Annotated in this window: 3 protein-coding genes; 2 read left to right on the top strand and 1 reads right to left on the bottom strand. The window is 64.1% G+C overall.

The annotated features are described in order from the left end of the window. Positions 1-603: DNA recombination protein RmuC (locus A3764_RS20340; RefSeq protein ID WP_150122333.1), on the top strand; the 603-nt coding region annotated here is incomplete at its 5' end. A 1-nt stretch (position 604) separates the two neighbouring features. Then, entirely contained in the window at positions 605-1,621 is a 1,017-nt protein-coding gene (locus A3764_RS20335; protein WP_067923737.1) for a pyridoxal-phosphate dependent enzyme, read from the top strand. Between the two features lie 12 nt (positions 1,622-1,633). Here the strand turns inward: A3764_RS20335 and A3764_RS26120 are convergent. Then, positions 1,634-1,909 (bottom strand): hypothetical protein (locus A3764_RS26120; RefSeq protein ID WP_236628268.1); only part of this gene is annotated, 276 nt, incomplete at its 5' end.

Here is a 1,909-nt window from a genome sequence, read left to right as displayed (position 1 = left end):
CCCGGCCCGATCGTGATTGACAGCAAGTTCCCGCTCGAAGCCTATGAGGCGCTGCGCCGGGCGGATAGCGACCAGGCTCTGCGGGAGGCCGCGCGGGCCATGCGCGCCGCCGTTCGCACCCATATTTCTGCCATCGCGCAGAAATACATCATCGAGGGAGAGACCGCCGACGGCGCGCTTATGTTCCTGCCGTCCGAGGCGGTCTATGCCGAGCTGCATGGCAATTTCCCCGAACTGGTGCGCGAAGGTTTCGCCGCGCGGGTCTGGATCGTGTCGCCGACGACCTGCATGGCCACTCTGAACACCATGCGTGCAATCCTGAAGGATGCACGGATGCGCGAGCAGGCCGGTTCGATCCGCAAGGAGCTGGGGGCACTGCACGCGGATGTTGAACGTCTGGTCGCGCGGGTGGGCAACCTCGACCGGCATTTCGGGCAGGCCCGCAAGGATGTGGAGGACATCATGATCAGCAGCGAAAAGGCCGCGAAACGCGCCGGGCGTCTCCATAACTTCGATTTCGAAGAACTCGCCCCCGCCGATAGCGCTGATGGAGCAGGCGGGATTCTTTCGCGTGCGCCCAATGGCGCCGGACCCGGAGTTTGACATGGGGAGCCCTGATCTGTCCGCCCTGACCCTCGATGCCATGCAGGCCCGGCACGACGAGCTTTCGGGCATAATCCGGCACACGCCGACCATTCCTTTGCAGACGCCGCTGCTGACCAAAGCCTTCCCCGGGGCAACTCTGACGATGAAGCTCGAATGTTTTCAGCATACCGGGACCTTCAAGGCGCGGGGTGCGCTGTCCAACCTGATGGCCCTGTCGGATGAGGAAAGGAAGTGCGGGATCACCGCCGCAAGTGCGGGCAATCACGCCATCGCGGCGGGCTGGGCGGCGGCGCGTATGGGGTGCCCGGCCAAGGTTGTGATGCAGGACAATGCCAATCCCTACCGGGTGACGCTCGCCCGGGCGACGGGGGCGGATGTGATCCTTAAGGCACCCGGCGCCGCCACCTTTGCCGAAGCCGAACGGCTGGTGTCGGAGGAAGGCCGCAGTTTCATCCATCCTTTCGACGGGCTGCACACGGTACTGGGGACCGCCGGTGTCGGGCTGGAGTTCCTACAGGACGTTCCGGACCTCGACGCCGTTGTCGTCTCGGTCGGCGGGGGCGGATTGATCGGCGGGGTGGCTGCGGCGGTCAAGGCGTTGAGCCCGTCTTGTGAGGTTTTCGGGGTAGAGCCACGCGGCGCCGATGCCATGACGCGCAGCCTTGCCCACGGGGCGCCGGTCACGCTCGACAAGGTGGAGACGGTGGCCGACAGCCTCGGCCCGCCCATGGCGCTGCCGCTGGGGCTCGCCCTGTGTCAGGCATACGTCGACGATATGGTGACGCTTGACGATGATTTGATCTGTGCTGGCATGGCCCTGTGCCAGCAGGAGGCGAAACTCGCCGTTGAACCGGCCGCGGGCGCGGTTCTGGCTGCCGCGCTGGGGCCCCTGCGGCAGCGGTTGGCCGGGCGACGGGTCGGTCTCGTCATCTGCGGTGCGAACATCGATGTAGCAGGCTATGCAACCCTGCTGACCAGAGGGGCCGGTGCAGTGGAACGTCTTCTCGACCTCTAGGCAAAAAACACTTCACGCGGTTTTTGTTTTCCAACCGGTGATCCGCCCTATATGGCGGCACAGACGAAATAGGCGGTAGCGTTCAACCGGCGCGCGTATTCGCGCGTGGGCAAGGCAGAGCAGGACTGCGTGTTTTTCGACAGGGGACGGGATGGAATCGAACGGAATCTTTGCAACTCGCATGCAGGTTCCTTCGTGACTGTGCTGAACCCCGCACAATAACAAAGCAGATGTGACAGGAAATTTAACCATTATGCCATTCGAATCCGCGCCGGTGCAGGCACAGGC

The organism is Sulfitobacter sp. HI0129 (assembly GCF_001635395.1).
GTDB lineage: Bacteria > Pseudomonadota > Alphaproteobacteria > Rhodobacterales > Rhodobacteraceae > Sulfitobacter.
Note: the sequence above shows the minus strand (reverse complement) of the source record. Positions and strands in the feature narration are given on the sequence as shown.